Here is a 23,582-nt window from a genome sequence, read left to right on the forward strand (position 1 = left end):
GGGCGAGCGATTCGCCGCGCCGCTCCGCTCGCGCGCGAGGTTTTCGAAGGCCTCCGGTTGCGCTATAGCATTTTCCCCAATGGCGGCGAGCCGCCGTTCCGCGCGCGAGAGGACGGATTTCTCGCGCGCGGCTGGATTTGTCGACGGCGGCGCTCGCGCCGTGAGAACTGGGGGAAGGGAACGCATGATTCGCGAATTCCAATATCGTGGCGAAACTTTCAGGGTCAACGCGCATGGCGTCGCCGGTCACGAGGAGGTGTTCATCATTCACCTCGTCGACGGCGAGGAGGAAGGCGAGATCTCCATCGACCGCATGACCGAGGAGAACGACACCAGCGCGCCGATCGACGCCATTTGCGTGATGCTGTGCGACAAGCTCATCATCGAGAACAGCATCGATGTCGCTGATCCGGACGGAGCCTTCGCCTGGGTCGAGATGAAGACTCAGCGCGACGTGCTTCCGACCCGCGACGACTGGGCCGCTCACTGACGCTGACGCCGGCTCTGCCGGTCTTGTGATTGTCTTTGTCGAGAGGCCGCTCCGGGCGGCTTCTCGACGAAAACGGCGCGATCCCGCCATGGGAGAGGCCTCATGTCTTCCTTCGACCCTGCCGCAGGCGGGCGGGGCGATTTTTTGACTTTTACGACCGTCGATATTCGTTCGGGACATTGTGGCGCACGAATGTCGGCGCATCACCAAACTCTAGGGGTTGCATCATGAACGATATGCCCGCCGCAATGGAAAAAGTTGCGATCGCAAATCCATATGACGAGCAAATCAAGGCCGCAGGCTGGGTCAGATCGACGACTTCTTTCGGTCGTCCGATATATGTGTCGCTGTTCGACGACGTCATTTCCTCGGAAATTATGTGCAAAGGCGAGTGGTCCAAAGAAATTACCGAAGCGATCGCCGCGCGCCTCACGCCCGAAACGGTGTTCCTGGACATCGGGGCGAATGTCGGATGGTTCACCCTTTTCGTCGCAGATTATTTGGCTCGGAACAGCGGGTCGGGGAAAGTTCACAGCATCGAAGCCAATCCGATCATTTTACCCTATTTATATGCCTCGGTCGTGGAAAACGGCTTGGCGTCTCTCGTCGAAATCAAACCCTATGCCGTCGCCGCGACGCAAGGGCTGCTAGAAATGTCGGCGATGACATCCGGAAATCTCGGCGGGGTTGGAGTCCACCTTCTCGGAACTATGCCAGGTCCACGAAATATCGTGCCCGTGCTGCCGATCGACGACTTGCTCTGCGATCTTTCTCGGCTCGACCTGATCAAGATGGACGTCGAAGGGGCCGAACTGCTCGCATTGCAGGGAGCGGAAAAGACGCTGCGGCGGTTCAAGCCGACGCTCATCATGGAGATCAATTTAGCAAGGCTCGAGGGCACGTCCGGGTGCGGCCTCGCGGAGCTCGTGTCTTACATGGAAAGCATCGGCTTTTTTCCCTACGATTTCCGCAACCGCGCCCTTGGCGCAGAGATCGAGCTAACTCTTGCGCGACTCGAGGATTTGCACTCCAACGACAAAATGTACGACGTCATGTTCAAACCTCGCGCATAGTAGAGCTGTTTTTCATCGCTTCGTTATTCGATGGCGCGACGCTATGCGGAATGTTGAACTGCGGAGTTGCAAAATGATCTTTCCTCTGCTCTCGGCGCTCTCATCCTGGCGTCGATCGCGGCGGCGCAGGAACGACGGCGATCGCCGCACGCCTGTCGGCCTTCGGCAACACCGATCCCGGCGCCAAAAATAGCAACCTTATTTTCGTTTCCTGTGGAGACTATGCGTATGCGAGCATGATTTCCGCGCCTTACCCGCTCGTCATGATCGGCGGAGGCCGGCAATGCGTGCATTTCACCTCCGCGCAACTGTCCAGAAGCCCGCAACCCCTTTCGTCGATATGCTCGCTAGCTCCAAAGCCAGCTCATTGCGCGATTTCAGCATCGACGGAAAACAATCGGATAAGCTGTTCACGACGCCGACGATCTATGGTGGCTCGATCGCCGCGGGTGCGATCATCATCATTCAGAGCGACGACAGATCGTCGAAAATCTCAGCGTGACGAATAGCTGGGACAATTGCTTTATTTGGACACCATTCACTTCGCCCGGCAGTGCGACAGCCAACGCTGGGTTGCCGAAAAGGAAGCATTGGAGCAATATAAACACGTCAAATCGTGGCCTCGGAGCGTTCGAGAGGCCGCTGTGCGCGGCTTCTCGACGAAAGGGCGCGCGCCCGCGCCATGGAAGAGGCCCATGACCTGCAACCCCGCCGCGCCCGCGGCCGAGTGGATCGATTTTTCACATTTCGCGGCCGTCGATATTCGCATCGGCACGGTCGTCGCCGCTCATCCATTTCCCGAGGCGCGCAAACCGGCATTCAAGCTCGAGATCGATTTCGGGCCGGGCGTCGGAATCAAGCGCTCCAGCGCGCAGATCACGGTTCACTACGACATATCGACGCTCGTCGGCCGGCAGGTGGCGGCGGTGGTGAATTTCCCGCCGCGCCAGATCGGCAAATTCATGTCCGAGGTGCTGACGCTCGGCTTTCCGGACGAAAATGGCGATGTCGTGTTGGTCGCGCCGGAGCGGGCCGTGCCGAATGGCGCGCGGTTGTATTGAGAGGGCGACGTCGCCCGGCGATTCCCTCACGTCTGCCCCGGCCGCAGCCGGTAGAAGATGTGATTGCCGATCTTGTCCATCTTCTTCAACGCTTTGGCCCAGCGCGGCTTGACGTAATTGGCGTGGTAGTGCGTCGAGCGGCCGACGTCGGAAATATAGGTATGGCCGTTCATCACCTCGTCGGCGATGCGCTGCGCCGTGGTCCAGGAGTCGGGCTCGGTGACGCGCAGCCTCTTGCCCTCGCAGGCGAAGGAGAATTGGCAGGCCTTGTAATGGCTGCGGTTCTGATAGACGACGCCGCAGACGCTGGTCGGATAGAGGCCCGAGGACACGCGGTTCAGCACCACTTGCGCCACCGCCGCCTGACCCGCCTCCGGCTCGCTGCGCGATTCGAAATAGACCGCCTCGGCGAGGCAGCGCTTCTCGCGCGCGAGCTTGTCGGGATCGATGAGCGAGGCGTAATCGGGCGGCGTCTTGGTATCCTGCAGAGCGCGCGAGGGCGCGAAAGAGGCGACGGCGATCGGCACGGCGTCCGGCTGCGCCGGCGTCGAGGAGGCGAGCGCCGCGGCGCGCGCGACCGGCGGCGTCGCGCCATGGGCGGCGCGCTCGCGCATGGCTTCGGAAATGCGCTGTGTCGTCGCCGAGCCGCGTTGCGTGGGCGAGGCTTGGCCATTGCCGCGCTGCGTCGTCGGCGCGCCGCCGGAATCGGCGGGGAAATCGGCGGCCTCGGGGCCGGCCAGCGCGACAATCGTCGTCTCGCCGCCTAGGCCGAGCGAGACCTCCACCGTTTCGCCGTCGTTCCGCTTCGAGTCGAAAGAGGGACGCATGGCGATGATCGGATCGCCTTTCTTGGCGCGGTCGACTTCCGGAAAGCTCTCGGCGTGGGGTTTCAGCACGGCGTGCGGCTCGCGCTCGTCCGGCTGGGCGTGGACATCCTCGTCCGTGCCGACGGAAAGGCGCGCGGTCTGCATTCGCGCGACATGGGGCGGGATGTTCCAGCCCTGCGAAGGGTCCTGGCCGGCGGCGGCGGTGAAGGACACCAACAGGCCAGCGCCCAGCCACCAGGGCGCGATGACGCCTATGGCCCAGCTCACTCCCGACCGACGACCCATACGCTGACGCCCCGTCTCGACCCGCGAAGCGTGGCCGAAACGCCACAGGCAAACGCAGAAAAGTCTACGGAGAAAACTTATCGCGCATTAGGCTTGCGGGTCGGTTAAGGCGGCGCTCCTCGCGCGTCCCAGTTTGGATCAGAGCGCCGCGCGCTACGCGCCGAGAAGATGCGCGACGATCTCGCGGGTCTGCGCGCCGCGGCGATGCTCGAAGAGATAGACCCCCTGCCATGTCCCGAGGGCCAGAGCGCCGCGCGACAGCGGAATGGAGAGTTGCGTCTGCGTCAGCGCCGCGCGGATATGGGCGGGCATGTCGTCGGGGCCTTCCGTGTCGTGCTCGTAGAGGCCTTCGCCCTCGGGCGCGAAGCCAAAAAAGGCCCGCTCGAGATCGCGCAGCACGGCCGGGTCGGCGTTCTCCTGAATGACCAGCGAGGCCGAAGTGTGCCGGCAGAACAAAGTGAGCAGCCCCGTCGTGAGGCCCTGGCCGCCGGCCCAGGCGGAGACGACGCGGGTCACATCGTAAAAGCCCTTGCCGCGGGTTTCGACGTCGAAGTGGTGGATTGCTTGGCGCATTGGGGGGAATGTGCGGACGAAACGGGGACGAGTCCAGTCCGGGCGTCCGAGAGACGCTTCAAACCCAGTCGATTAACAGGATGCTCTCGTCCAGGGACACACAGCACGAATAAGGCCACCCACGACAATGCGGTTGATGGCGTCATTCTCATCGCTATTATAATGAACGCATATCGAAAATGAACGTATCACCCGTCAGATGGTCATAGAAGCAGACGCGAAGGTCTGTCGCGAGATGGAAACAGATGCGTCGAATTCATCTCCGCGGACAAGAAGCCTTATTACAATGAGCTCGAGAAGGCTGATCGTGCTTGGCGGCTCGGAGAATTGGATATTTCAGGCATGGAGAAAATGATGGAAAGCCTGTCGGCGAAGCAATTGTTGAGCGCCACGCAGGAAGCCGGCCTCTGATGCTCATGGAGAACAGAGGCAGTTTGGCCGACACTCGGCAGGAATAAAAAAAACCAACGACATTAAATACTACTTCCTCTCACGCCGTGCTCGCGGCCTCCTTGCCCAGCGCCGCCTGCGCCGCGGCGAGCCGGGCGATGGGCACGCGATAGGGCGAGCAGGACACGTAATCGAGGCCGACGCTCTCGAAGAAGGCGATGGAGGCCGGATCGCCGCCATGCTCGCCGCAAATGCCGAGCTTGATCGCGGGGCGGGCGGCGCGGGCGCGCTCGCAGGCGAGGCGCACCAGCTCGCCGACGCCCTGCTGGTCGATGGTCACGAAAGGATCGGCCGGCAATATGCCCTTCTGCGCATAGGCGCCGAGGAAGGAGCCGGCGTCGTCGCGCGAGACGCCGAGCGTCGTCTGCGTCAGATCATTGGTTCCAAAGGAGAAGAATTCCGCCGTCTCGGCGATCTCGGCGGCGCGCAGGCAGGCGCGCGGCAGCTCGATCATCGTGCCGATGCGATATTTGGGCGCAAGTCCCGTCTCTTCTTCCACCGCCTTGGCGGCCGCGGCGATGCGTTCGGCGACGAAATCGAGCTCGGTCCGCGCGAAGACGAGCGGAACCATGATCTCGATCGCCGCCGGAACGCCGGTCGCGATCGTCGAGGCGATCGCCGCCTCGAAAATCGCGCGCGCCTGCATTTCGGCGATCTCCGGAAAGGCGACGGCGAGACGCACGCCGCGAAAGCCGAGCATGGGGTTGAATTCGGCGAGCTCCCTCGCGCGCTGGCGCAATTTGGCGGGATCCGCGCCCATGGCCGCGGCGACCTCGGCGATCTCGGCCTCCGTATGCGGCAGGAATTCGTGCAGCGGCGGATCGAGCAGGCGGATCGTGACCGGCAGGCCGGCCATGATCTCGAACAATTCTTGAAAATCGCCGCGCTGGATCGGCAGCAGCTTGGCGAGCGCGGCGCGGCGGCCCTCGACGTCGTCGGCGAGGATCATCTCGCGCACGGCGACGATGCGGTCGTCCTCGAAGAACATGTGCTCGGTGCGGGCGAGACCGACGCCCTCGGCGCCGAAACGGCGGGCGGCGCGGGCGTCGGCGGGCGTCTCGGCGTTGGCGCGCACGCGCATCCGGCGCGTCTCGTCGGCCCAGGACATCAGCACGGCGAATTCTCCGGTGAGCTCGGGCTGGCGCATCTTCACCGCGCCGGCGATGACGCGGCCGGCCGAGCCGTCGATGGTGACGAGATCGCCCTTGGAAAAGCGCCGTCCGGCGACGGAGAAGCTCTGGTCCTCGTAATTGACCCTTATCGCGCCGACGCCGCAGACGCAGGGCTTGCCCATGCCGCGCGCCACCACGGCGGCGTGCGAGGTCATGCCGCCGCGCGTCGTCAATATGCCCTCGGCGGCGTGCATTCCGCCTATGTCCTCCGGGCTCGTCTCCACGCGAACGAGGATGATCTTGCGGCCCGCGGCGGCGAGTCTCTCCGCCTCGGCGGCGTCGAAGACGATCTCGCCGACGGCGGCGCCGGGCGAGGCCGGCAGGCCGGTCGCCAGAATCGTCGGCGTCACGTCGGGGTCGATCGTCGGATGCAGCAATTGGTCGAGTGACAGCGGATCGATGCGCAAAATCGCCTCTTCGCGCGTGATGAGCCCCTCATTGGCCATGTCGACGGCGATCTTGAGCGCGGCCGGCGCCGTGCGCTTGCCGGTGCGCGTCTGCAGCATCCAGAGCTTCCCGCGCTCGACGGTGAACTCCATGTCCTGCATGTCGCGATAATGCGTCTCGAGCAGATCGGAGACGCGGCGGAACTCTTCGAACACGGCCGGCAGCGCCGTCTCCATCGACGGCCGGTCGGAGCCGCCGGCGCGGCGCGCCGCCTCGGTGATCGATTGCGGCGTGCGAATGCCGGCGACGACGTCCTCGCCCTGGGCGTTGATCAGGAACTCGCCATAGAGCTCTCGCGCCCCCGTGGAGGGATTGCGGGTGAAGGCGACGCCGGTCGCGGAGCTGTCGTCCATATTGCCGAAGACCATGGCCTGCACATTGACGGCCGTGCCCCAATCCTCGGGAATATTATGCAGCTGTCGGTAGATGAGCGCGCGGTGATTCATCCAGGACGAGAACACCGCGCCGATCGCGCCCCATAATTGCTCGCGCGGCTCCTGCGGAAATGGGCGGGAAGTCGCTTTCTCGACAATCGTCTTGAAGGCGCCGACGATATTGCGCCAATCGGCGGCGGAGAGTTCCGTGTCGAGGACGAGGCTTTTCTCCGCCTTGTAATGCTCGAGCGCGTCCTCGAATTCGTGATGCTCGAGCCCGAGCACCACTGTCGCGTACATTTCGATGAAACGGCGATAGGAATCATAGGCGAATCGCTCGTTGCGGGCGATCGCCGCCAGCGCCCCGACGGTCTCGTCGTTGAGGCCGAGGTTCAGCACCGTGTCCATCATGCCGGGCATGGAGGCGCGGGCGCCGGAGCGGACCGAGACGAGCAGGGGCCATTTCGCCTCGCCGAAGCTGTGGCCGGCGAGCTGGCCCAGTCGCGCCAGCGCCTCGTCGATCTGAGCCGCGAGCTCGGCGGGATAGGTCTTGCCATTCGCATAGAAATGCGCGCAGACCTCGGTGGTTATGGTGAAGCCGGGGGGGACCGGCAGGCCGAGGCCGGCCATTTCGGCGAGATTGGCCCCCTTGCCGCCGAGCAGATTCTTCATCGCGGCCGAGCCTTCGGCCGCGCCGCCGCCGAAATTATAGACCCATTTGGTCATCGCATCATTTTCCGGGCGCCACGCTGCGGCGCAACATACAAGAACCGGACCGGCTGAACACCTCCCGCGCCGCAGCGGCAGATTTCGCACATCGAAGCTCACGCTCGCAACCATCGCCGGGACCGCCCGGGCGAAGGGTCGGCCCAGCCATAAGATAGGTCGCGCCAGACGAATATTCCGTGAACGCCTCCGAACGCACAGAAAACCGATGCGCGAGCGCGCGCCGCCTGGCGGGCGGCGAGCGTTCATGGTCTTAGAGCGTCTCTAGCCGAAGTGGACGCCGGTTCGGCGTCGGAAACGCGTCAAAACAAAAGCCGAGATAGAGTCTTTCCGTGTTTCGATGAAACATGGAAAGACTCTATAAGGGCGCATCGGAACGGCGGAAGGCCCGAGCCCATGACCGACGACGAAGACCGCCCGCGCGCCAGCGGCAAGGCACTGGGCGACAAGGCCGCCTCCCATGAGATCGGACAGCCGCTCGACACGCTCTCCGTCGCCGAATTCGACGCGCGCATCGCTCTGTTGCGCGCCGAGATCGAGCGGCTTGAGACCGCGCGCGCCGCCAAGGCGGCCTCGCTCGCCGCCGCGGACGCTTTTTTCAAGAAATGATGCGGCGCGAGCTGGCCCGCGCCGCGAAACGGCCGTCAGCGCGCCGACGGCGGCGCACGGCCGGTGATCAGATTCGGCACGGCGTAGGGAGAGCCATAGGCCAGGACGTGGCTGATGGCGATCAGCCGATCGGCGAGGGGAGGCGGGCTCTGCTGGAATGAGAACGATGTCGCATTGTGGCACATGAAGCAGTTCTGCACATTGGCGATCGGCTGATTCTTCGCCGCCTGCACGAAAGTCTCCGCCGTCGTGTTGGCGAGATTGACGGAGCCGATCGCGCTGGTCTGGTCGCTCTTCAGATTGTAGCTATTGGGCGCCATCCAGACCGTGCCGATGAGATTATAGTTCGAGAACAGCGATTGCGGCGCGGGCTCGCCGGCGAGGAACGTCTGGCCGGAAGCGTTCACCGAGAGCACATTGGCCGGCCCTCCCGTCTGGTTCTCGCCGCCGGTGCGATTCTCCAACACGATGTTATTGGCCGGCGCGAAGCGCTGGCTCGCAATGTCGAAGGTCAGCGTCGGCGGAATATTGGCGATATTCGCCGACGAGAAGGGCGTGTTCGCCGCGTAGAAGGTGAAGCCCTTCGGATTCTTGCTTGTCGGCGAGAAGGTATTGTCGGCGACGGCGGGCGAATTGGCCTTGTGCTCGAAGGTCGCCCACAGGAATTCGGGATGGTTCGCCGTATAGCCGACCACATGCAGGCCGACGAGCGCGACCTGAGCCTTCACGAATTTCCCGGCGACCGGCACGATGGCGACCGTGGTCTTGGTGCGCAGCACGGTCAGCACCGGGACCTCCGCCTCCGTCACAAAGGCGCCGGCCGGCGGCTTCTCGCCCGGCGCGAGCCGCAGCCAGGTCGCCTTGAACACGGCTGCGCCTATATCGAAATAGGAGGCCGGCGGCTGGGACGAATAGCCTCCGTCGACGATGAGATTTTTCTTCGCCGTCGCGAAATAGGACGGATTCATGTGGACAGACGCCAGGACGGGATAGCCGTTCGGCCCGACGAGCACATTGCCGTCGGCCTCGACAATGGCGCCGGCGCCTTCCGTATAGCCCGCCGTGCCATGGGGCATCAGCGAACGGGCGCCGATCTTCAAGGGCCTCGGACCGATGTTGGCCGCCGTGGTTTTGGTGGAGAGAAGGTCGTCGGGCGTCGGCAGGGTCAGGAAGCGCGGGACGCCATTGGCGTCGAGCGCCGTCGCCCAGACGAAGGCCTCGAAGGACCATTCGTGGAAATTGCAGTCGGGCGTGGGCAGTCCCGCCGTATCCTGTGTCGGGAAAGCGGATGTGGGTTTTTGAAAATTGCCCAGATTTTCCTGCCAGCCGGGCGGCGGGCAGGCGGCGGCCGCGGTGGCGGGCGCTTCCTCATATTGTGGTTCTTTGGCGATGGCCGCGGCGGCGAGAGCGACGGGGGCCGCGACGAGAAGGAGAAGCTGGCGTTTCATCCCGAATATCCTTTTCTTCAAAAATCGCGAAGGCGGCGGCGAAGCGTCCGCCCCGCTGAGAACATCGCTTCTTACCGCTCCCGCGTTCGGCGCGGCCTGGAAAAAGCGACGAGCGAATTCTAGCGACGATAAGCGTCGCGCGCATTACGAAACCAGCGTGTGAAGCAGAGTTTTCGCCTTGGACCGCTTTCTTGCTCTCACCATGTCGCTCTGTTAAGACGCAGGCTTCGACAGGAAAGGGCCGCGACAGGGAATGCTCTTTTACGAACCGCTCTTCCTGTTCCTGTTCGCGCCCGCCGTCTACAGCCTCTATCTGCTCATCGGCGGCAATCGCGGCGCGCGTCTCGCCATTCTGCTCGCGGCGAGCCTTCTCTTCTACGCTTGGAGCGAGCCGCTCTTCGTCTTCGTCGTGCTCGCCTCCGCTTTCGCCGATGTCTTCATCGCCCGCCGCATCGCCGCGCTTCCGCCGCAAAGCAGGGCGCGCGAGATCTGGCTCGCGCTCGGCGTCTCGGCCAATCTCGGCCTGCTCGTCTATTTCAAATATGCGGGCTTTCTCGTCGCCAATCTCGATGAGATTTTGCGCGCCTTGACCCTGCCGGGCATCGCGCTTCCCGCGATCGCCCTGCCGATCGGCGTCTCCTTCATCGTCTTCGAGAAGATCACCTTCCTCGTCGATGTGCATCGCGGCGTGACCGCGCCGGCGCAAAGCCTCTCGCTCTACGCCTTCTATGTGTTCTTCTTTCCCAAGCTCCTCGCCGGGCCGATCGTGAAATATCACGACATCGCCGAGCAATTGGCGCGATTCCGCCATGCGACGAGCGAGGATTTCACCCTAGGCTTCTCGCGCTTCATGCTCGGCGTCGGCAAGAAGCTGCTTCTCGCCGACACGCTCGCCGGCGGCGCCGATCTCGTCTTCTCGCAGGACGCCGCGCATTTGGGCTTCCTCGACGCCTGGGCGGGCGTGCTGTTCTTCACCTTCCAGATCTATTTCGATTTCTCCGGCTATTCCGATATGGCGATCGGCCTCGCGCGCATGTTCGGCTTCCGCCTGCAGGAGAATTTCGACATGCCCTATGTGGCCGCGAGCGTCACCGAATTCTGGCGCCGCTGGCACATGTCGCTCACCTCCTGGATTCGCGACTATCTCTATATTCCGCTCGGCGGCAATCGGCGCGGCGAATTGCGCACGCAGGTCAATCTCTGGCTCTGCTTCCTCGCCTCGGGCCTCTGGCACGGCGCGGCTTGGACCTATGTCGCCTGGGGCGCCTATAATGGCCTCTTCCTCGTGCTCGATCGGCTGTTCCTGCTCGGTTGGCTGAAGCGCCGTCCGGTCTTTGTCGCCAATCTCCTCACCTTCTTCGTCGTGACGATCGGCTGGACCGTGTTTCGCGCCTTTTCCATGGAGCAGGCGGGCGCCTTTTACGCTGCCATGGCGCGGCCCTTCGCCGCCGGCGCCGAGGCTGTCGCCATTCCCGCCTATCATTTCGCCGTCCTCGCCATTGCGGCGGCGATCTGTCTTTCGCAGCGGCTCTATCTCTCCTTCGGCGACAGGCTCGGAGACAGTTACTCTTGGAGCCTCCATGCGCAACGCCATGCTTTCGCGCTGAACACCGCGCTGGCGCTGCTTTTCGTCTGCGCCGTCGGCAAGGGTCTCGCCGACCCGTTCAAGCCCTTCATCTATTTCCGGTTCTAAAACGATGCGTCGCGCGCTCTCGCATCGCCTGCCGATCTTCGCCGCCGCGGGCGCCGTCTCGTTCTTCTTTCTCGCGAGCCTATGGAATTACGCGGTCGAGCGCGATCATCCGAAATGGCGGCTGCGCAGCGCGCAACCGCTCGCCGGCGTCGCCCGGCCCGCGCCGACCGAGCTCTCGCTCGAGAAAATTCTCTCCGGCGAGACACAGAAGAGCTTCTCGAGCAATCTCGCGCAATCGCTGCCGGTGTTTCCCTTCGCCGTGCGCGCGCGCAATCAGCTTCTCTATTCGCTGTTCGGCGTCTCCGGCGCGCCCGGCCTCGTCGTCGGGCGCGGCGAGCAATTGTTCGAGCGTTTCTATATCGACGAATTCTGCCGGCGCGGCGCGCCGCCCGACGGGACGGCGCTCGCGCGCTGGGCGCAGCGCGTCGCCGAGAACGAGGCCGCCGCCCATGCGCGCGGAAAGGGCTTCGCCTATCTGATCTCGCCGTCCAAGGCGTCGCAATATCCGCAATATTTCCCCGCCGGGACGAAATGCCCGGCGCTCGCGCGCGGAACCATCGACAAGCTCGCGCCCTATCGCGCGGCGCTCGACGCGCGCGGCCTTCGTTTCGTGGATTCGCCGGCGCTGCTCGAGGCGCGCAAGAAGGACTATGAGATCGATTTTTTCCCGCGCGGCGGCACGCATTGGAATCTGCTCGGCGCGGCGCTGGCGACGCGCGAGGCGACGCGCCTCATCGGCGAAGAAGCAGGGCTCGGCCGCTTCGATTTCGACTGGCGCCGCGGCGATGTCGCCGAGGGAACGGATCGCGATCTGCTCGATCTGCTCAATCTTCTCTGGCCCGATCCGCATTATCCGGTCGCGGCCATCGTCCGCGCGCCGGGGGCGGAGAGGCGCTGCGAACGCGCGCCGCGGCTGCTCGCGCTCGGCGGCAGCTTCATGCGCGAGATCATCGTCGCGCTCGCCGCGGCGCCCTGTCCGCCTCAGATCGATTATTGGTTCTCCATGCGTCTCGCCAATGATGATTTCGATCTCATTCGCTATCGCACGGAGCCCGGCGAGACCGGCAATGGCGAGCGGCGGCCGGCCGATCTCTCAGAGCTTCGCGCGAGCGCGGAAGCGGCCGACGCGATCCTGCTCGAGGAGAACGAGGCGAATATCGGCACGCTGAGCCAGGTGGAAAATCTCTGGCGCGCGCTGCATCCGGCGGCGGTCGCGAAATAGCAAATGGTGAGTGGTGAGTGGGAAGCCCCTACTCACCACTCACTACTCACTATTCCCTACTGCCTATCGGCGGTCTCGCTTCGCCCGGCCATTCGCGCATATTCGCGATAGACGGTGTCGCGGCCATAGGCGCGCTCCAATCGCCGCACGGTGAAATGTCCGCGCGCCAGCGACTGGAAATGCCGCGTGAAGGCGAGATTGACGGCGGCCCCGCCCACTGCGCCGAGGATGGGCGCCGCCTGCGCCGCCGCCTTTTGCGACACGACGACGCCGAAGCGCGTCGAGATTTGCGCGACGAGCCGCGCGAGGACCGGCGCCGTCTCGTCCGCGACGGCGGTCGCCGCCACATAGCGCGCCGCATCGCTCACCGATTTGGCGAGCACGCCGCGAATGGCGAGATAGCCGCCCTCGAGAATATTGCCTTCCTCCGCATGGCCGCCGAAGGCGAAGACCTGCAGGCAGGCGAGCGTCGCCTCCGGATCGGCGAGGTCCTCGCCCTCGCCGCGGGCGATGTCGGCGATCGAGCGCAGCATGATGACGGTGGAGAGCGGCAGCTCGATCGGCAGGCTGGCGAGGCCGACCGCGCCGCCGAGCGCCCCGCTCGCCGCGGCGAGACGAAGATGCAGGCGCGAGCGGTCGCGCGGCGGCCCGGCGCGATCGAGGCTCGATATTGCGACGCGCAGCGCCGAGGCGAGGCCGCGGCGCGCCGCATTGGCGGCGACCTCCTGCAGCGCCGTCGGAACCATGCGGCCGGCGAAGCCGATCTGCCGTCCGGCGAGCGCGGCGAGCCGCTCGGCGAAGCTCGTGCGCTCCAGTATCGCCACCGCCGCCTGCAGAGCGGCGCGGTCGGCCTCTGTCATCGGCCGTTCGATCGCGACGGGAAGTCCCTGCGACACGCTGCTTCTCTCCGTTTCGGAGCGCCGTCGCCCCAGCCGATAAGATCGGACGAACCGGCCTTCGCCGCAAGAGCGGGCGCATCCTGTGCGTCGGCGCACTTTTATCCGGCGGCCAGTAGGTGAAGCATAAGACGGGCTTTCGAAAGCCGGGCGCGGGGCTTCCGCCGAGGGCTGCGCGTCGCGGCGCCGGTCGGCGTCGCCGCTCTTCTGGCGGGCCTCGCGCCGGTCTCCGCCTCGGCGCATGGCCGGGCCGGCGTGCTCGAGTGCAAGCTTTCCGGCGACAACGCCGCCCTCATCGTCGAGGAGCGCGCGGTCGATTGCCTCTTCGAGGACGGCAGCGGCGCGCCGCCGGTCCATTATGTCGGCAATGTCACCAATGTCGGCGCGGTGATCGGCGTCGGCGGCCCGGGTGAGCTCGCCTGGGGCGTGGTGGCGGCGAGCGGCGCCGCGGGTCCGGGCGCTCTCGCCGGCGAATATGTCGGCGCGCATGGCTCCTTCGCGCTCGGCGTCGGCGGCGGCGGCTCTGTGCTCGTCGGCGGCTCCAGTGACACTGTGACGCTGCAGCCGATTTTGGTCGAGGCGAATACGGGCGTCATTCTCTCGGCGGGCATTGGCCATTTGAGCCTGCGTTACGCGCCGGAGCCGGCGCCGCGCCACGTCCGCCATCATGGCCGCCACCACCACCACCACCATCATCATCACCATCACCACCATCACCATTGAGAGTGAGGCGGGTCGGCGTGGGCGCCCGGCGGGCGCTCACGCGAAATCGATGATGCTGTCGGTGGGGAAATCATAGAGCTTGCCGGTCTCGCTCCAATCCGGCCGGCACAGCGCGACGAGCCTCGGCGCCAATTCCTCCGGCGTGCGCAGCGTCTGCGGATCTTCGCCGGGCATGGCGGCGGCGCGCATCTGCGTGCGCAGCGGGCCGGGATTGGCGAGCATCACCTTCACGGGCGAGGTGTTCTGCGTCTCGGCCGCATAGGTGCGGGCGAGCGCGTTCAGCGCCGCCTTGGTGACGGCGTAGGGGCCCCAATAAGGCTTGATGCGATGCGCCGCGCCGGAGGTGACGAAGACGGCCCGGCCGGCGTCGGACGCGCGCAAGAGAACGTCCATCGAGCGGATGAGGCGCCAATTGGCGGTGACGTTCACATCGAAGATGCGGCTCCATTGCGGCGGATCGACATGGGGGAGCGGCGCGAGCGGGCCGAGAAGGCCGGCGTTGCCGACCAGAATGTCGAGCTTCTTCCAGCGTTCATGGATGCAGGCGCCGAGCCGGTCGAGATTGTCGAATTCGCCGACGTCGAGCGGCACGATCGTCGCCTGGCCGCCGAAGCCGACGATCTCGTCATAGAGGAATTCGAGCGCGCCTTGCCCGCGGGCGAGCGCGACGACATGCGCGCCCTCGCGGGCGAGCGCGACGGCCAGCGCCCGGCCGATGCCGCGCGAGGCGCCGGTGACGAGGGCGACGCGGCCTTGAAGAGTCGTCATGCGAAAAAATCCTTCAGCGCGAGGTCGAGGCCCGGCGGGTCGAGCCGGATCGATCCTTCGGTCACGATCTCGAGCAGGAAGGTCGCCCCGGCGTCGCGCCGGTAATGCAGCACGGCGCGCCGGCCGAGATCGACGATGAGATAATGGGCGAGGCTCGCCACACGGAAATAGCCGGCGAGCTTCGCGCTCTTGTCCATGGTGTGGGAAGAGGGCGAGAGAACCTCGACGATGATGGTAGGGGAGGGGGCGAGCATCGCCTCGGGCGCGATCGTCTCGCCGCAATTCACCAGCACGTCCGGCTCGTACACGGTGTGCGCGTCAACGGCGACGCCGAGGCTATCGACGAACGCCTCGCAGGGCGTTCCCGCACGGGCGATCGCATCGGCGAGAGCGCGCCAGATCTGCGCCTTGGCTCGGCCATGCTCGGCGCGCTCCGGGGCCATGGCGACGATCTCGCCATTCGCCAGCTCGTAGCGGCCCTCGTCCTGCCGCTCGGACCAGGCGAGGAATTCGGGGATCGTCATGAGCTTGCGGGCGGGCTCGGTCATGAGCGCCTATCTAGCACGGCGCAGGCGAAACACGAGGGTGAGATTATTGGCCGGCATTTCGACGATGCGCGGCTGCGAAAATCCATTCTTCTGCGCGCAGGCGACGACGGTCTCGAGATCGCGCACGCCCCAGGCGGGATTGGTCGCGCGCAGGCTCACGTCGAATTCCTCATTGCTCGGCGCCGTATGGACGCCGCCGCGCTTATAGGGGCCGTAGAGACAGATGGGCGCGCCTTCGGGCAGCATCGACGCCGCGGTCGCGAACAGGCTTTCGGTCGATTCCCAGGGCGAGATATGGACCATGTTGATGCAGATGATCGCATCGGCCTTCGCTATGGGCCAGGGCGTCTGCGTCGCATCGAGCGCGAGCGGCGCGCGTAAATTCTCGAGGCCGCTCGCCGCGACCCAGGCGGCGACGCTCTCCCGCGCCCTCTCGTCGCGATCCGTGGGCTGGAAGACGAGGCCCGGCAGATGGGCGGCGAAATGCGCGGCGTGCTCGCCCGTGCCGCTGGCGATCTCCAGCACGAGGCCTTTTGCCGGCAGCTCCTCGCGCAGCACGTCGAGAATCGGCCCGCGATTGCGCGCGGCGGCGGGAGCAAAGAGGCGTTTATCGTCTTCGGCTTGCGTCATGCGGGCGGTTTCCTCATGCGTCTTCAAGCAAGGAAGAGGCCGTCGCGGCGGCGTCCGCTTCGTCGTCGAGCATGCATGTCGGCGAAATAGAGCGTTTCCAGCCGAAGTGGACGCCGGTTCGGCGTCGGAAACGCGCTAAAACAAAAGCTTAGAGTCTTTTCCTGTTTCAATGAAACAGGAAAAGACTCTCGTGGCGAAGCGAATGGCAGAGCACGCCATGAAGACTCCCCCGCAGCTGGCGGCGCCTCGGGGCTCCTTCCGCCGCTCCCGATTTTCGGGGGCTCCGACTTGCTCGCGACAGGTCTCATTCACCCCATGGATTCGTCACCTCGACGTCGAGATCGGCGAAATCGCGCCGATTGCGCGTGACGAGCCGCGCGCCGAGGGCGAGCGCAATGCCGGCAATCTGCGTGTCGCGATGGTCGACTGTCCGTCCGCTGCGGCGGCGCGAGGCCGCGAGCCGCCCAGCCGCTTCGGCCGCCTTCTCGTCGAAGGCCGCAATGCGACCGCTGAACGCCGTTTTCATCATCTGGCCGAGCGCGGCGGAGAGTTCCGTTTTCCTTCGGCTCGGGTCGAGAAGCTCCAAGCCGAAATGCAGCTCCATCAGCGAAATCGAAGATATCCAGACCGAAGACAGGGCATGGCGATCCAGCCACGCCAGCACCAATGGATGCGGTCTCGCTTTGACGAGCTCCGAAACGACATTCGTGTCGAGCAGGATCACTCGAATTCGGCCGGCCGCGCAGATGACGCTCCGCGGAGCTCCAAGGCCGTCACTTCCTCATCGGAGAGGCCGATTTCGGAAAATCGCGCGGCGAGGCGGGAGGCCCATCCGAAGTCTTCGGCTTCTCGGCCGCCGACTGCCGCTTCTATGATGCGGCGGACCTCTTCCTCCATGCTGCGCCCATGTTTCGCCGCTCGACGCCGAAGCTTCTGCTTCACGTCCTCGGCGAGATTTCGTACGAGCAACTGAGCCATGCGGGATGTCCGGCTGATATCAATGATATCATAGCAGAGCCTGCCGACGCGTCAATCCGCCCCCCTGCCGCTCAGCTCGCCTCCGCCAATAGCGAGAGCTGCGTGCGCACGCGCTCTTCCGTCACATCGGTGAGCGTCGTCGGATAGTCGCCCGTGAAGCAATGATCGGTGAATTGCGGCCGTTGGGGATCGCGCTTCGCCTCGCCCATGGCGCGGTAGATGCCGTCGATCGACAGAAAGGCCAAGCTGTCCGAGCCGATATACTGCCGCATCTCCTCGAGGCTGTGCGTCGCGGCGAGGAGCTTCTCCTTCTGCGGCGTGTCTATGCCGTAATAGTCCGGATGGGTGATCGGCGGCGAGGAGATGAGGAAATGCACCTCGAGCGCGCCGGCGTCGCGCATCATCTGCACGATCTTCACCGAGGTCGTGCCGCGCACAATGGAGTCGTCGATGAGGATCACGCGCTTGCCGGCGACGACGGAGCGATTGGCGCTGTGCTTCAAACGCACGCCGATCTCACGCACCGATTGCGTCGGCTGGATGAAGGTGCGGCCGACATAATGGTTGCGGATGATGCCGAGCTCGAAGGGAAGCCCCGACTCGCGCGCATAGCCGATGGCGGCGGGCACGCCGGAATCGGGCACCGGCACGACGACGTCGGCCTCGATCTTCTGCTCGCGGGCGAGCTGCGCGCCCATGGCCTTGCGCACCTCATAGACGGGGCGGCCGTGCACGATGGAGTCCGGGCGCGCGAAATAGATATATTCGAAGATGCAGGGGCGCATCGGCTGCGGCGGGAAGGGCTTGACGCTCTCGAGCCCTTCCTCCGAGATGACGACGATCTCGCCATTCTCGACGTCGCGCACGAAGCGCGCGCCGATGATGTCGAGCGCGCATGTCTCGGAGGCGAGAATATATTTGCCGTCGAGCTCGCCGATCACGAGCGGGCGGATGCCGAGCGGATCGCGCGCGCCTATGAGCTTCTTGTTGGAGAGCACGACCAGCGAATAAGCGCCCTCTATGGAGCGCAGCGCCTCGATGAAGCGCTCGACCAGCCGCGTCTTGCGGCTGCGCGCCACGAGATGGAGGATCACCTCCGTGTCGGAGGTCGATTGGAAGATCGCGCCTTCCTCGATCAGATCGCGGCGCAGCGTATGCGCATTGGTGAGATTGCCATTATGGCCGATGGCGAAGCCGCCGGTGTTGAGCTCGGCGAAGAGCGGTTGGACGTTGCGCAGGATCGTCTCGCCGGTCGTGGCGTAGCGGACATGGCCGATCGCCGAATTGCCGGGCAGGCGCTCGATCGTGCTCTCTTGAGAGAAATGATCGCCGACGAGGCCGAGGCGGCGCTCCGAATTGAAGCGCTTGCCGTCGAAGGCGACGATGCCCGCGGCCTCCTGGCCGCGGTGCTGCAGCGCATGCAGTCCGAGCGCGGTGAGCACCGTCGCCTCGGGATGGTCGAAAATGCCGAAGACGCCGCAATATTCGCGCAGCCGGTCGCCGTCGAGATCGTCGTCGGAGATGTTCGACTCGGGGATGTTCGACATGGAAGGACGCCCGCCGCCGTCCAGGTCAGAACCGTTCATTCGCTTCTCCTAGAGCGTTTCCAGCCGAAGCGGACGCCGGTTCGGCGTCGGAAACGCGTGATAACAAAAGCCTAGATCTTTCCGTGTTTCAATGAAACACGGAAAGATGTCGAAGCGTCGCGTCAGCGCTCGCCCTCATCGCGTCTCTCGTCCTCATCGCGCCCTGCGTCCGGAGACGAGGGAGTCGAGTTTCTGTTGCTCGCTCGCGCCATATGTGGCGACGGACGGCCGATTTGTAAGATCGCCGCGCTTTTCGGGCGCAGGCTCGGCGTCGCCCTTGCCGGCGTCGCCCTCGGACTCGGCCGGCGGCTCATCCGCGCCGGGCCCGCCCTTCTTGGATTTGATCTTCGCGACGAGCCCTTCGATGTCGTCGGGCAGATATTCACGCAGCTTGTCGCCGGAGGCCTGCAGGACGGGCTTGGTCCGGGCGTTCTTGATCCACTCCGGCTGGGTCGCCTCCGGCACCAGCCAAGCGTAGAACAAGAAGGCCACCACCGCGAGCAGCAGTCCGCGCGCCGCGCCGAACAGGAAGCCCAGCGTGCGGTCGAGCGCGCCGATCTTCGAGTCGAGGATGAGGTCCGAGAGCTTCACGGTGAACAGCGACACGACCACCAGAGTGGCGAAGAAGACGACGGCCGCCGCCGCGAGCAGCGCGATATTGTCCTTCGGCACATAGGGTTTGACATAGGGCACCACGAGCGGATGCAAATAATAGGCCGCCGCTGCGGCCGCCACCCAGGACAAAATGGCCAGCACCTCGCGCGTGAAGCCGCGCAGCAGCGCGAGCAGGCCCGAGACCAGCACCATTATGGTGACGGCGAGATCGAGATAGGACGGCATGTGCAAGGCCTCTCGTGTTTCGTCTTCTGCTTCCGTGAATCCCTCGGGTCGCGCTCGGCGCTGGCGGAGCGCGCGAAAGGCGCCGCCGAAGCTCGACGCCGGCGCGTTCGCCGTCGCCGTCGGAATCTCGGCGTCGAGTATAAGGGAGCGACCATAATTCGTCACGTCCCCGCGCGGACGGTCTTGGCGCGAGCGGCGCCGTTCGTCCACTAGGGCCGGCCCGCGCCGCAGGTTACAAACCCCGCGATTGCGGCATTTGCGAGAAGCGGCGGAGGAAGGCGGGCGACAGACTCAGGCGGCGCGGCGAATCTCGCCGAGCGTGGAGGCGGCGATCATCAGCGCCATGCCATGGACGCGGGCCTCGTCGCGGCCCTGCCAGCGGCGCAGAATCACGCGGAAGAGCTCGTCCATCACCGTCTCGTCTATGGCCTCGAGCGAACGCTCCTCGATGTTCGCGCGCCGGGCGAGCCGCACGAGATCGTCGCGCGCGTCCCGCGCCATCAGCGGCTCGCCTTCGAGGAGGCTGCGCCACATGCGGCAATGCTGACGTCCGAGAGCGTCCCACATCTGACGACGTCCGCGAAACCAGGCCTCATAGACGCTGAATATTCGGTCCGCCACTAACGGTTCACTCCAGCGGGCGATTTCTCTGCTCGTCTCCGCAAATTCCCGAGATTGCATTGGTCGGCCTCGTGGAAACTAGAAACGCGTGATTCGCTGAATGAAATCATTATTGCTCATGGTTAATTTTCTGCAACCGTCCGCCGCGGACGCCGCACCGTTTATTGTGTGACAACATCATTGTTCCTGCGACGAATGTCGAGGACCACAAGCAACAATACGTATTCATGTGCGGCGCGATTACGTATTTCGCGTTCACGAATCGAGGCGGTCAGGAGCGCTGCGGCGCGCGGCGCTCGCGGGCGACCGAATCTTTCGCAATGTCGGCGACGAGCGAAGCGACATGGCCGCAATGCGACAGGGCGACGCCCGCGGCTTTGTCCTCCTCGCTCGTCTGCTGCGCCTGGGGCAGAACGGCGCGGCGGAAGCCGAGCTTGCCGGCCTCCTTCAGACGCGCGCCGGCGTGAATGACCGGGCGAACCGCGCCCGAGAGCGCGATCTCGCCGAAGAACAACAGTTCGGCGGGCAGGGTCGCGCCGGTCAGCGAGGAGACGAGCGCGGCGGCGGCGGCGAGATCGGCCGCCGGCTCGTCGGCGCGCAAGCCGCCGGCGACATTGAGATAGACGTCATGCATGCCGAGCTTCAGCCCGGCATGGGCCTCCAGCACGGCGAGAATCATCGACAGCCGATTCGAATCGAAGCCGACGACGGCGCGGCGCGGCGTGCCGAGCGAGGTCGGCGCGACCAGCGCCTGGATCTCGACCAGCATGGGGCGCTGGCCCTCCATGCCGGCGAGCACGGCGGCGCCCGGCGCGGCCGCGTCGCGGCCGGCGAGGAAAAGGGCGGAAGGATTGGCGACCTCGGCGAGGCCGGCGCCGGTCATTTCGAAGACGCCGATCTCGCCGGTCGCGCCGAAGCGGTTCTTGGAGGCGCGCAACATGCGGAAATGATGCGCGCTGTCGCCCTCGAAGGAGAGCACGGCGTCGACCATGTGCTCGACGACGCGCGGGCCGGCGACCTGGCCGTCCTTGGTGACATGGCCGACCAGGATCACCGTCGAGCCGCTGAGCTTGGCGTGCCGCAGCAGCGTCTGGGCGCTGGCGCGCACCTGCGTCACCGTGCCGGGCGCGGAGTCGACGCTCTGCGTATGCATCGTCTGGATCGAGTCGATGACGATGAGCGCGGCGCGCCGTCCCGTGGAGCAGGTGGCGAGAATATCCTCGACCTGCGTCGCGCCGGCGAGCTCGACCGGGGCGCTCGACAGCCCCAGCCGCTCGGCGCGCAGCCGCACCTGCGCGGCGGCCTCCTCGCCGGAGATGTAGATCACCCGCTCGCCGCGCCGCGCCAGCGCCGCGCAGGCCTGGATCAGCAGCGTCGATTTGCCGATGCCGGGCTCGCCGCCGAGCAGAGCGACGGAGCCGGGCACGAAGCCGCCGCCGGTCACGCGGTCGAATTCTTCTATTCCCGTGGCGATGCGCGGGGCCGGCCGGGCGTCGCCGGCGAGCGCCTCGAGCGCGAAGGGCCGGCCGCGCCCGACGCGCGCCGCCGGACCGAAACCGCCGCCGGCGCCGCCATTCTCCTCGACGATGGTGTTCCATTCGCCGCAGGATTCGCAGCGGCCCTGCCAGCGGCTCGTCGCCGCGCCGCAGTTCTGACATACGAAGCTCTGGCGGGATTTAGCCATGTCGTGCTTTGCCTCCGCGCGCCATGGCGGGCAGAAGCGCCAGCGGCGCGAGCGCCGCCGCGGCCGCGCAGCCATAGGCGAAGCCCTGGCCGCTGCTCTCGGCCAGCGCGCCGAAGATCACATTGCCCGTGATCACCGCGACGGCGTTGGCGAGGCCGAAGACGCCGAAGCCGGTGGCGCGCAGATGCGCCGGCGCCGCGCGGGCCACCAGCGCCGAAAACGCCACTTGGGCAATGGCAATGTGCAGCCCCCAGAGGCCGACGCCCACGAAGGCCGAGGCGATATCGCGGGAGAAGGCGAGGACCGCCTCGGAGGCGGCGAGAGTGAGGCTCGCCGAAACGAGCAGGCGGCGCTCGCTCCAGATGTCGACGATCTTTCCCGCGGGATAGGCGGCGAGCATGGCCACGAAGGACATTGCGACGAGCGTGAGCGGCGCGAAAGCGATCTCGAGGCCCGCCCCCGTCGCCTGCAGCACGAGAAACGCCTCGCCGACGCGCGCCGCCGCGAGAGCCGCGCCGAAGCCGAGCAGCAGCCAGAAGGGACGCGGCAGTTCGGAAAATCCTTCGAGCAGCGCCTTGCGCCCGGCGGCCGGCGGGCGCGTCTCCTCCGGCTCATGGACGAAGAGCGCGAGAATGAGCACGCAGACGAGCGCCGGAAGGCAGGCGGCCCAGAAGACCAAACGCGTGTCGTCATGCGTCGCCAGCATCAGGCCGATCGCCGCGAGCGGGCCGATCACCGCGCCGACCGTGTCGAGCGTCTGGCGCAGCCCATAGGCGGCGCCGCGCTGCTCCGGCGTGGTGACGTCGGCGATCAGCGCGTCGCGCGGCGCGCCGCGCAATCCCTTGCCGAGCCGGTCGAGCACGCGCGCGGCGATCACTTCCGCGGCGCCGCCGGCGAGCGGGAAGATCGGCTTTACCGCCGCGGCCAGGCCATAGCCGAGGAGCGTCAGCCCCTTGCGGCGGCCGATCATGTCCGAGAGGCGACCGGAGACGACCTTGACGGCGAGCGCCGTCGCCTCCGCCGCTCCCTCGATCCAGCCGATGTCGGCCATGGCGACGCCGAGGGTTCCGGCGAGATAGACGGGCAATAGCGCATGGATCATCTCGGAGGAGAAATCCATGAACAGCGAGGTGAGGCCCAGCGCCCAGACGGCGGAGGGCATGGAGGCGGCTCTGCGAATCGTTTCGGCGGAATCCGGGGCGCGCTCGCTCATGGGCGCGCTTCTACGTCGTCGATCCTCGCCACGGCAAGCAAAAGCGACGCGCGACCTACTCGTCGATGGCGCGGTGTCCGTTGATGCGCGCCCGCAGCACATTGGACGCTTTGAACATCACGACGCGACGCGCGGTGATCGGCGCCGAGGCGCCCGTCTTGGGATTGCGGCCGACGCGCTCGCCCTTGGCGCGAATATGGAAAGAGCCGAAGGAGGAGAGCTTGACATCCTCGCCGGAGACGATCGCGTCGAAAATCTCCGATAGCACGGCTTCGACGAATTCGCCGGACTCGACGCGCGAGAGGCCGATACGGCGGTGCACGGCGTCCGCGAGATCCGCCCGAGTCACGGTGTGATGCGCCGGGCCCGCCGGCGCGCTGGAAATGGCGTCTTCCCGGGAAAGCTCTTCGACGACCGGCGCGCTTTTTTCCGAAATATTTTGCGACATGATCGACCTTATGGATTCAAAACGAAAACTAACATCGTCGAGTTCGACTTTTTCCGGTTCGTGACAACTCTCGCGGGAGAATGGGTTCGTCGCGGACGAATCGCAACGGCCGCCGCAGCCGCTCATTGCGAGGAGCGAAAAACTCAATTTTGTTATTTTTCAGAAACTACGGAGGAAATCAAGCGCAGGTTGCAGTT

The 23,582-nt window shown here is 65.5% G+C and carries 24 protein-coding genes; 8 read left to right on the plus strand and 16 right to left on the minus strand.

Annotation, left to right across the window (positions count from 1 at the left end; translation table 11 throughout):
- Positions 1-184: 184 nt before the first annotated feature.
- The 4 genes from Mspo_RS02890 to Mspo_RS02905 all read left to right on the plus strand — a co-directional run bounded on the left by Mspo_RS02890 (position 185) and on the right by Mspo_RS02905 (position 2,624).
- A complete protein-coding gene (locus Mspo_RS02890; protein WP_159726668.1) occupies positions 185-490 on the plus strand; it encodes a hypothetical protein in 306 nt (101 codons plus the stop codon).
- 227 nt (positions 491-717) lie between these two features.
- Positions 718-1,563 carry an FkbM family methyltransferase gene (locus tag Mspo_RS02895; RefSeq protein WP_159726670.1) on the plus strand — a complete coding sequence of 282 codons (846 nt, stop codon included), beginning with the start codon at positions 718-720 and terminating at the stop codon, positions 1,561-1,563.
- 283 nt (positions 1,564-1,846) lie between these two features.
- A complete protein-coding gene (locus tag Mspo_RS02900; RefSeq protein WP_159726672.1) occupies positions 1,847-2,065 on the plus strand; it encodes a hypothetical protein in 219 nt (72 codons plus the stop codon).
- A 193-nt stretch (positions 2,066-2,258) separates the two neighbouring features.
- A complete protein-coding gene (locus tag Mspo_RS02905) occupies positions 2,259-2,624 on the plus strand; it encodes a tRNA-binding protein (protein WP_159726674.1) in 366 nt (121 codons plus the stop codon).
- A gap of 26 nt (positions 2,625-2,650) precedes the next feature.
- Here the strand turns inward: Mspo_RS02905 and Mspo_RS02910 are convergent, their stop codons facing one another.
- The 3 genes from Mspo_RS02910 to ppdK form a co-directional block, all read right to left on the minus strand.
- Positions 2,651-3,736: a cell wall hydrolase gene (locus Mspo_RS02910; RefSeq protein WP_201281612.1), complete on the minus strand. Its 1,086-nt coding sequence runs from the start codon at positions 3,734-3,736 to the stop codon at positions 2,651-2,653.
- 153 nt (positions 3,737-3,889) lie between these two features.
- Positions 3,890-4,309, minus strand: a complete 420-nt coding sequence (locus Mspo_RS02915; protein WP_159726676.1) for a secondary thiamine-phosphate synthase enzyme YjbQ — start codon at positions 4,307-4,309, stop codon at positions 3,890-3,892.
- Positions 4,310-4,799: 490 nt separating this feature from the next.
- Positions 4,800-7,478, minus strand: coding sequence for a pyruvate, phosphate dikinase (gene ppdK, locus Mspo_RS02920; protein ID WP_159726678.1), 2,679 nt, complete (start codon positions 7,476-7,478; stop codon positions 4,800-4,802).
- Positions 7,479-7,874: 396 nt separating this feature from the next.
- Between ppdK and Mspo_RS02925 the strand changes: the two genes are divergently transcribed.
- On the plus strand, positions 7,875-8,087 hold the full coding sequence (locus Mspo_RS02925) for a DUF1192 domain-containing protein (RefSeq protein WP_159726679.1): 213 nt from the start codon (positions 7,875-7,877) through the stop codon (positions 8,085-8,087).
- A 35-nt stretch (positions 8,088-8,122) separates the two neighbouring features.
- Here Mspo_RS02925 and Mspo_RS02930 read toward each other — a convergent pair whose 3' ends face one another.
- Positions 8,123-9,535 (minus strand): hypothetical protein, encoded by a 1,413-nt coding sequence (locus Mspo_RS02930; protein ID WP_159726681.1) that lies wholly within the window; start codon positions 9,533-9,535, stop codon positions 8,123-8,125.
- A gap of 253 nt (positions 9,536-9,788) precedes the next feature.
- Between Mspo_RS02930 and Mspo_RS02935 the strand changes: the two genes are divergently transcribed.
- Positions 9,789-11,228, plus strand: a complete 1,440-nt coding sequence (locus Mspo_RS02935) for an MBOAT family protein (protein WP_159726683.1) — start codon at positions 9,789-9,791, stop codon at positions 11,226-11,228.
- 4 nt (positions 11,229-11,232) lie between these two features.
- Positions 11,233-12,450: an alginate O-acetyltransferase gene (locus Mspo_RS02940; RefSeq protein ID WP_159726685.1), complete on the plus strand. Its 1,218-nt coding sequence runs from the start codon at positions 11,233-11,235 to the stop codon at positions 12,448-12,450.
- A 56-nt stretch (positions 12,451-12,506) separates the two neighbouring features.
- Here the strand turns inward: Mspo_RS02940 and Mspo_RS02945 are convergent, their stop codons facing one another.
- Positions 12,507-13,310 carry an EcsC family protein gene (locus Mspo_RS02945; protein WP_159726687.1) on the minus strand — a complete coding sequence of 268 codons (804 nt, stop codon included), beginning with the start codon at positions 13,308-13,310 and terminating at the stop codon, positions 12,507-12,509.
- Between the two features lie 243 nt (positions 13,311-13,553).
- On the opposite strand from Mspo_RS02945, the gene Mspo_RS02950 reads away from it, so the two are divergent.
- Positions 13,554-14,069 carry a DUF992 domain-containing protein gene (locus Mspo_RS02950; protein WP_256366341.1) on the plus strand — a complete coding sequence of 172 codons (516 nt, stop codon included), beginning with the start codon at positions 13,554-13,556 and terminating at the stop codon, positions 14,067-14,069.
- Between the two features lie 36 nt (positions 14,070-14,105).
- On the opposite strand, the gene Mspo_RS02955 is transcribed toward Mspo_RS02950, so the two are convergent.
- From Mspo_RS02955 to Mspo_RS03005, 11 genes are all read right to left on the minus strand, one after another.
- Positions 14,106-14,837: an SDR family NAD(P)-dependent oxidoreductase gene (locus tag Mspo_RS02955; RefSeq protein WP_159726689.1), complete on the minus strand. Its 732-nt coding sequence runs from the start codon at positions 14,835-14,837 to the stop codon at positions 14,106-14,108.
- Positions 14,834-15,385, minus strand: a complete 552-nt coding sequence (locus tag Mspo_RS02960; protein WP_159726691.1) for a Uma2 family endonuclease — start codon at positions 15,383-15,385, stop codon at positions 14,834-14,836. Before Mspo_RS02960 ends, Mspo_RS02955 begins: the two co-directional genes overlap by 4 nt.
- A 6-nt stretch (positions 15,386-15,391) precedes the next feature.
- Positions 15,392-16,015: a DUF938 domain-containing protein gene (locus tag Mspo_RS02965; RefSeq protein WP_159726693.1), complete on the minus strand. Its 624-nt coding sequence runs from the start codon at positions 16,013-16,015 to the stop codon at positions 15,392-15,394.
- 304 nt (positions 16,016-16,319) lie between these two features.
- Positions 16,320-16,739 (minus strand): type II toxin-antitoxin system VapC family toxin, encoded by a 420-nt coding sequence (locus Mspo_RS02970; protein WP_159726695.1) that lies wholly within the window; start codon positions 16,737-16,739, stop codon positions 16,320-16,322.
- Positions 16,736-16,993: an Arc family DNA-binding protein gene (locus tag Mspo_RS02975; RefSeq protein WP_159726697.1), complete on the minus strand. Its 258-nt coding sequence runs from the start codon at positions 16,991-16,993 to the stop codon at positions 16,736-16,738. Before Mspo_RS02975 ends, Mspo_RS02970 begins: the two co-directional genes overlap by 4 nt.
- Positions 16,994-17,064: 71 nt before the next feature.
- Entirely contained in the window at positions 17,065-18,540 is a 1,476-nt protein-coding gene (gene purF, locus Mspo_RS02980; RefSeq protein WP_159726934.1) for an amidophosphoribosyltransferase, read from the minus strand.
- Between the two features lie 192 nt (positions 18,541-18,732).
- Positions 18,733-19,419 carry a CvpA family protein gene (locus Mspo_RS02985; protein ID WP_159726699.1) on the minus strand — a complete coding sequence of 229 codons (687 nt, stop codon included), beginning with the start codon at positions 19,417-19,419 and terminating at the stop codon, positions 18,733-18,735.
- Positions 19,420-19,710: 291 nt separating this feature from the next.
- Positions 19,711-20,040 carry a hypothetical protein gene (locus Mspo_RS02990; RefSeq protein ID WP_244613076.1) on the minus strand — a complete coding sequence of 110 codons (330 nt, stop codon included), beginning with the start codon at positions 20,038-20,040 and terminating at the stop codon, positions 19,711-19,713.
- A 271-nt stretch (positions 20,041-20,311) separates the two neighbouring features.
- A complete protein-coding gene (gene radA, locus Mspo_RS02995; RefSeq protein ID WP_159726701.1) occupies positions 20,312-21,724 on the minus strand; it encodes a DNA repair protein RadA in 1,413 nt (470 codons plus the stop codon).
- Positions 21,717-22,937 carry an MFS transporter gene (locus tag Mspo_RS03000; RefSeq protein WP_244613078.1) on the minus strand — a complete coding sequence of 407 codons (1,221 nt, stop codon included), beginning with the start codon at positions 22,935-22,937 and terminating at the stop codon, positions 21,717-21,719. Before Mspo_RS03000 ends, radA begins: the two co-directional genes overlap by 8 nt.
- A gap of 55 nt (positions 22,938-22,992) precedes the next feature.
- Complete coding sequence (locus Mspo_RS03005) at positions 22,993-23,385, minus strand: integration host factor subunit alpha (RefSeq protein WP_159726703.1); 393 nt, start codon at positions 23,383-23,385, stop codon at positions 22,993-22,995.
- Positions 23,386-23,582: the final 197 nt, after the last annotated feature.

It is taken from the genome of Methylosinus sp. Ce-a6 (assembly GCF_009811655.1).
Taxonomy (GTDB): domain Bacteria; phylum Pseudomonadota; class Alphaproteobacteria; order Rhizobiales; family Beijerinckiaceae; genus Methylosinus.